Source organism: Streptomyces sp. NPDC048637 (assembly GCF_040650675.1).
In the GTDB taxonomy this organism is placed as follows: domain Bacteria; phylum Actinomycetota; class Actinomycetes; order Streptomycetales; family Streptomycetaceae; genus Streptomyces.
On record NZ_JBEZHQ010000008.1, the window covers coordinates 38,158 to 44,764 of the forward strand.

Below are 6,607 nucleotides of genomic sequence, written 5' to 3' on the forward strand. Positions count from 1 at the left end.
AGATCCCGGACGAGTTGGCCTTCGCGAGGTGCCGCACAACCGGGTCGGCCTCCGGCAGAAAGCCGTCAACTCCATGGGGACGTTGCGCAACGCACAGTATGGATCAGGAAACCGCGGAACCCATGAGGCCACTGTCCTAGCGCTGCGCTGTCGGGCTTATCGCAGGCAATGAACGTGAAGGGAAAGCAGTGATATGTCCGAGGGCCTGCTCAAATCCGATGCGAAGACTCACCGCAACGACGTCGGTGCTGGTCTGCCCGATGGCAGCCAGCACAGTGCTGATGCCGGCGAGAGGACCGGGTTACGCGACCGGCTCACCGAGGCTCACCTCGCCGAACAGCAGGACTACTGGCTCAACCAGCTCGACAACCTCCCGGTGTTGCGGCTGCCAGCCGACCGGCCACGGCCGGCTGTGCCAAGCACGGCGCGCACCGCCGCCGAGTTCCGGGTGCCAGCGGAGGTCGTCGACAGGGCGAACGAACTGGCGAGCAGAGCTGGCGGGACGCTGTTCACCGTCCTCCTCTCCGCATCTCAGGTGCTCTTCTCCCGTTACGGCAGGCAGCAGGACACCCCTCTGGCCACCGTGGCGACCGGCCGCACACTCGACTACCCAGACGGTCGTTTCGCCAATGTCATCGTCCTACGGTCGACAGTCCAGCTGGACGACCCGTTCACGCGGTTGATCGAGCAGAACGTCCAGCTTGTCACGGACGCGGTGGCCAACGCAGACCTGCCTTTCTCCAGGCTTGTGGACGCGTTGACACCCCACGGCACCGATAGCGGCTCTCCCCTGACACAGGTGCTGGTGGTAGTAGGAGACGACGATGTGATCGAGGTGCCTCAGCCATTCGACCTCACGATCCACTGCCATCTGACCGGTACCGGCGAGCTAGTCGGCACCCTCGCCTACGACCCGGGGTTGTTCGAGACAGCCACCATCCAGCGGTTGGCCCGACACTTGGTCGTGCTGCTGACTGCCGCCGTGCGGGATCCGGCGAGGCCGGTGGGCGACCTTCCCTTGCTGGACGGGGAGGAGCGGCACACACTGCTCGACGAGTGGGGCGTCAACCAGGTGGAACTGCAGGCATGGCCGTGCGTACACGAGTTGGTCAGCGAGCGAGCCTGGTTGCAGCCCGACGCGGTCGCGGTCGTCGCCGGCACTGACACGATGACGTATGGGCAGTTGGACACCAGGGCCAACCAACTGGCCCATCTGCTGGTGTCTGCCGGGGTTCGGCGGGGCGATGTCATCGCCGTGTGCCTGCCGCGCGGCCCGGGGCTGGTCACCACACTGCTTGCCGTCCTTCGCGCCGGCTGCGCCTACCTGCCGCTGGACCCCGGGTACCCGACTGAGCGGCTGAGCTTCATGCTTGGCGACGCCGATGTGTCGGTGTGCGTGACGGAAAGCGCGCTGGCCGGGAAGGTGCGTGAGGCAACCGACGCCGACTTCATCTTGGTTGACGAACAGGAACAGAACCTGGCCGCCCAGCCCACTGCGCCGCCCGCCATCCCGGTCTCCGAGCGTGACGGGGCGTACGTGATCTATACCTCGGGCTCGACCGGCAGGCCGAAGGGGACAGTGGTCGAGCATCTTTCGATCACCAGACTGCTTTGCGACGCTGACTACATTCCGCTGCGGCCCGATGACGTCGTCGCCCAAGGTGCCGATGCGACGTTCGACGCGGCGACCTTCGAGATCTGGGCGCCGCTGGCCGCGGGCGCCCGGATGGTGGTCATCGACAAGGACACGATGCTCGACCCGATGGCGCTGACAGAGGCGCTGACTCGGCATCGCATCAGCACACTCGTGCTCACAACGGCGGTGTTCAACCAGGTTGTTGCCGCGCAGCCCGATGCGTTCAGGACTCTGCGCCACCTGCTCTTCGGTGGTGAAGCAGTCAATCCGGACCGGGTGGCGCAGGCGTTGGCGGCGGGTCCACCGCAGCGCCTGATCCACAGCTACGGGCCTACCGAGACAACCACCTTCGCCACCTGGCACCTGGTGGAGCGGATTGACGAGCATCGCACGGTGCCCATCGGCCGTCCGGTCGTGAATACCAGCGTTCACGTCCTCGACGAACGGCTGAACCCGGTACCGATGGGTGTGGTCGGTGAGCTCTTCATCGGCGGGCCAGGGGTTGCGCGAGGTTATCTGGCTCGTCCGGACCTCACTGCGGAACGCTTCCTGCCCAACATCTTCGGCAACGCACCGGGGGACCGGCTGTACCGCACCGGTGACCTGGTGCGATGGTCGCCGGAGGGCGCGCTGGCGTACGTCGGCCGGATCGATCGCCAGGTCAAGGTCCGCGGCTTCCGGATCGAGCCGAACGAGATCGAGCTCGTGCTCCAGCAACACCCGGACGTCGAAGCGGCAGTGGTGATCGCGCACGACGACGGTGAGCACAAGCGCCTCGTCGGCTACGTTCGCCCCGAGCCGGGACGCCAGCCTGAGCCGGTCGCGCTGCGGGACTTCGTCGGGGACCGACTCCCTGAGTACATGGTGCCCGCGGTCGTCGTACTGCTCGCCGAGTTCCCGCTCACCCCGAGTGGCAAGGTCGACCGGGCTGCGCTGCCGGCCCCGGAACGTACCACCGACACTGAGGACTACGTCGCGCCTCGAACGGACGACGAGCGCCTGCTCGCCGGGATCTGGGCCGATGTCCTCGACATCGACCGCGTCGGGCTGACCGACAACTTCTACGAGCTTGGCGGTGACTCCATCCTCGGGATCAAGGTCGTTGCCAAGGCTCGGGCTGCGGGTGTGTCGATCTCAGCCAAGGCCCTGTTCCGCCTACAGACCATCGCGGCGCTGAGCGACGAGGCGGCAGTGGACACCGCGCCTCATGACTGATCCTGCTCGTTCCACATTCGCGGAGGGCATTGTGCGCATCCAACGACCTGGCCTCAAGGGACGTCTGGTCCCCGAGAACCGATACCTGTGGCGTGCGCGGCGGCCCGAGGCACGGCACCGGATTGTCTGCTTCCCCCATGCGGGCGGCGGCGCCAACGCGTATGCGAGCTGGGCGCGCAGGTTGCCGGGGGACATCGAACTTGCGGCCGTGCAGCTGCCGGGTCGGCAGAACCGGATCGCAGAGGATTCGGCCTCGGACGTCGGCCAACTGGTGAAGGAGATCGTCGCGGACCTGCGCCCCGCGCTCACCGGGCCGTTCTCCTTCTTCGGGCACTCCTGCGGGTCGTTGCTGGCCTTCGAGGTGGCGAGGGCGCTGCAGCTACAGGGCGGCCCCTGCCCGACCTGGCTGTTCGTGTCCGCCCAGTCCACGCCCGAAGTGATCTGGGCCGGGCCGAAGCTGCACGACCTCCCGGAGCGGGAGTTCCACGCCGCTGTGCTCAGCCTCGGGGGATTCGACGAGGAGGTGAGCGCGGACCAGGAGGTCATGGACGAGCTGGTACCGGTTGTCCTCGCCGACTTCCAGCTCTGGGAGCGTCACCGCGTCGCCACCGTACCCTCGTTGGACTGCCCGATCACCGGGCTGGTCGGGCAATCCGACTGGCGGGCTCCGCTGGAAACCGTTGAGGGATGGAGCGAGTACACCTCGGCGCCGTTCACGACCAAGGTCTTCCCCGGCGGTCACTTCTACCTGACCGAAGAAGGCAACGACGTCCCGGGGTTTGTCAGCCAGACCCTGCTGGGGGCGTAGCACCGCTGCCGGACCGAAACCGGGCCCTGACCCGTCAGGGTGTCAGCAGCAGCTTGCCGATGGTGTGGCGCTGCTGGAGGTCCGCTTGTGCGGTGCCCGCGTCGGCCAGTGGGTAGCGTCCTCCAATGTGGACATTGAGGTTGTCCCGGAGCATCCAGGAGAACACCGCGGCGCCTCGAGCCTGCAACTCGTCGGGGGTCGCGATGAAGTCCGGGAGGTAGGGGCGGGTCAGCTTGATCGAGTCGCGCGTGCCGACGCTCAGGTCGATGGGCGGTATCTTGCCGCTGGACTGTCCATAGAGGACGAAAGTGCCTCGTGGACGCAGCGAGGCGATGCTTCCCTCGAAGGTTGTCCTGCCGACCGCGTCGTAGACGACATCCACGCCATCGCTGCCGGTGAGCCTGCTGACCTCGGTGGCGAAATCGACCTCCGTGTAGCGGATGACCTCGTGCGCCCCCGCCTGCCGGGCCACCTCCTCCTTCGCCGCGGTGGACACGGTCCCGATGACGTGGACGCCGAGCGACCGCAGCACCTGGATGAGCAGCAGCCCGACACCGCCCGCCGCGGCGTGCACCAGAGCCGTCTCACCCGGACGTACGGGATGGCTGTCCTGGGTGAGAGCGTGGACCGTGAGACCCTGCAACAGCACCGCTGCGGCCTGTTCGGCGCTCGCCCACTCGGGCACCCGGATGACGCGGTCGGCGGGCAGTACCACCTGTTCGGCGTAGGCGCCGGGCACCGGCACGTCAGCCGTGGCCACCAAGTCACCGACCGCGAGGTCGGTGACGTCGGCCCCGACAGCAGCCACAGTGCCTGCCAGTTCACGGCCAGGGACGTAGGGCAGCTCGCGTGGATAGAGGCCGCTTCGTTCGTAGATTTCGTGGTAGTTGACGCCGATCGCGGCGACGTTGATGAGCACGTCGCCGGGACCGACGACCGGTGTGGCCCACTCGGTCAGTGTCAGCACCTCGGGACCGCCATGCCGGTATACGGCGACCGCACGCATTGCGGCCTCCTTCTCGGGTGTTGGGGCTAGGGGGCTAGATGGTGCCGACCTCGTCGATGACGTCTGGCAGTCGCTCGCCGGCCCGGATACGCCGCAGGACGTCCTGCTCGGTGCGTCCGGTGGCCGTGGCCGCGGCCAGCACCTCGTGCAGCCGGGCCGCCGGCACCACCACCGTGCCGTTTCCGTCGGAGAAGACCCAGTCGCCCGTGTGCACCAGCACGTGGTTGATCAAGCATGTGCCGCCGGCCGACTCGACGCGGTACGCGCCCTGGGTGTCGGTCGGGACGTAGTTGCTCGCGATGACCGGACGGGTGCTCTGTGCGACGACGTCCCGGTCGCGGATGGCGCCGCCCAGCACGATCCCCTCGAACCGGAGCCGTTCGAGCAGATAGGTTGTGGACAGCCCGCCCGCGAGCGCGGCGTCGGTGACCAGCGGCCCGGAGCCCGCGACGTAGACCATTCCTCGCCCGTCGACGACCTGTGGTACCAGGAAGTCACGGACCTCCTGCCATGTGCTCGGCGAGGCGGCGACGATGCTCGGGCCCTTGCGTACCGCCACCCAGCTGACGGTGTACGCGGCGCCGAAGAAGATCCGGTCATCACCTGACAGGCGGTGTAGCCGCGAGTCCAGCACGCGGTTGGTGATTCCCAACGCATCGAGCACGTCTGCGATCGCGGGGGTGGAGATACCGTGCTCCTGCACCGTTTTGGCGACCAGGCGGTACGTCTCGTCGAGCGGTGCCCCGGTGTCTGCGGTCACAGCGTGGTTCCGTGTGGCAGGTGGATGCTGAAGCCCATCTGTACCGGGCCGAAGTCCTCGAGGATCTCGAGGTTGTTCGCCTCGGCGGCGACACTGGTCGTGATGCATGCGTCCGCTCCACCAGTGGAACACTCCAGCGCGGCCGCGGCGTTGCTCGTCACGAGCCGGATGTCGTAGTCGCGGTCCTCGATGAGGTTGACCGGCGCAGGGTGGCTCAGCACTGTCCCTACCGGACTCCGGTCGCGCGCGGCGAGCACCATTCGATGGGTCGGCATCACGAAACATTCGTGCAACGACATCGACTTGAGGTTCCGAAAGACGATCTCGTTCAGCTTCGGGTAGACGACACAGCCGAGCAGTAAGCTGTCGGCCGGGTTGGTCATAACGCCGTCGACCGCGTTTTCAAGTGTGTCGTGCAATACGACGCTGCTCTGCTTGTGGTTGTGCTGTTTCAGGTAGTAGTGTGCCGCGGCTTCGCAGTTAGTGCCGGTCGGTCCCAGTGTGTGGACCTGTAGGCGGCGTTCATTGTTGGACACGAATAGTCCCTTCACTTCAGCGTCGGTAATCCTCGCGTACAGGGTGGAAGATATCGATTCCTCGGGCGGCGGTCCGCGCATGTGCCGCATGCTCGACACCGCCGGGGATGACCACGGAGTCGCCCGCCTCGAGCACGACGACCTCGCCGTCGACCGTCACCTCGAACGTGCCCTCGATGCAATGCACGATCTGTTCGTGCGGGTGCTGGTGGGGCGGCACGTCGCCGCCCTGGTCGAACTGCCACAGGGTGACCGTCATCGTGTTGCCGTGGATGAACTCGACCCGTCCCTTCGGGAACATGTCGGCAATCACCGATGTGCCCGAACGATGCTTCTTCACTGCCATTCTAATACTCCTGTAGTTGGCGAGACGCGATATGGCAAGAATGGATGGGTGAAAGCGTGACCCGATGTCGTCGGGTAATTCTGGTCGCGTGTGTCTCCCGCGGATTTACGAGGAGAGCGTACCGTCGGGTGTCCTGGCAACAGGACACCCGGCAAGCCCCTCGCGACCAACCGCTGGCTATTCGGGAGCCGTTGGCATGCATTCCTTGACAGCCTGAGCGGTCAATTCCATACGCTAGGTAGACCGGGTTCGGCGGTCAACTTGCACTGCTTTGAGTTCGCGCTCCGTCAGGGCGTCAAC

At 66.4% G+C, this 6,607-nt stretch carries 6 protein-coding genes; 2 read left to right on the plus strand and 4 right to left on the minus strand.

Annotated features, from left to right (window positions below; translation table 11 throughout):
- Positions 1-193 precede the first annotated feature (193 nt).
- Both AB0C46_RS13445 and AB0C46_RS13450 read left to right on the plus strand, forming a co-directional pair.
- Entirely contained in the window at positions 194-2,851 is a 2,658-nt protein-coding gene (locus AB0C46_RS13445) for an amino acid adenylation domain-containing protein (protein WP_362827959.1), read from the plus strand.
- Complete coding sequence (locus AB0C46_RS13450; RefSeq protein WP_362827960.1) at positions 2,844-3,659, plus strand: thioesterase domain-containing protein; 816 nt, start codon at positions 2,844-2,846, stop codon at positions 3,657-3,659. The genes AB0C46_RS13445 and AB0C46_RS13450 overlap by 8 nt, the downstream gene beginning before the upstream one ends.
- A 34-nt stretch (positions 3,660-3,693) precedes the next feature.
- On the opposite strand, the gene AB0C46_RS13455 is transcribed toward AB0C46_RS13450, so the two are convergent.
- From AB0C46_RS13455 to AB0C46_RS13470, 4 genes are read right to left on the minus strand one after another with little or no spacing between them, the layout of a single operon-like run.
- Positions 3,694-4,665 carry a quinone oxidoreductase gene (locus AB0C46_RS13455; RefSeq protein ID WP_362827961.1) on the minus strand — a complete coding sequence of 324 codons (972 nt, stop codon included), beginning with the start codon at positions 4,663-4,665 and terminating at the stop codon, positions 3,694-3,696.
- 34 nt (positions 4,666-4,699) lie between these two features.
- Complete coding sequence (locus AB0C46_RS13460; RefSeq protein ID WP_310726186.1) at positions 4,700-5,425, minus strand: hypothetical protein; 726 nt, start codon at positions 5,423-5,425, stop codon at positions 4,700-4,702.
- Positions 5,422-5,961 (minus strand): prephenate dehydratase domain-containing protein, encoded by a 540-nt coding sequence (locus AB0C46_RS13465; protein ID WP_362827962.1) that lies wholly within the window; start codon positions 5,959-5,961, stop codon positions 5,422-5,424. The genes AB0C46_RS13460 and AB0C46_RS13465 overlap by 4 nt, the downstream gene beginning before the upstream one ends.
- Before the next feature lie 16 nt (positions 5,962-5,977).
- Positions 5,978-6,307: a cupin domain-containing protein gene (locus tag AB0C46_RS13470; protein ID WP_310726184.1), complete on the minus strand. Its 330-nt coding sequence runs from the start codon at positions 6,305-6,307 to the stop codon at positions 5,978-5,980.
- Positions 6,308-6,607: the final 300 nt, after the last annotated feature.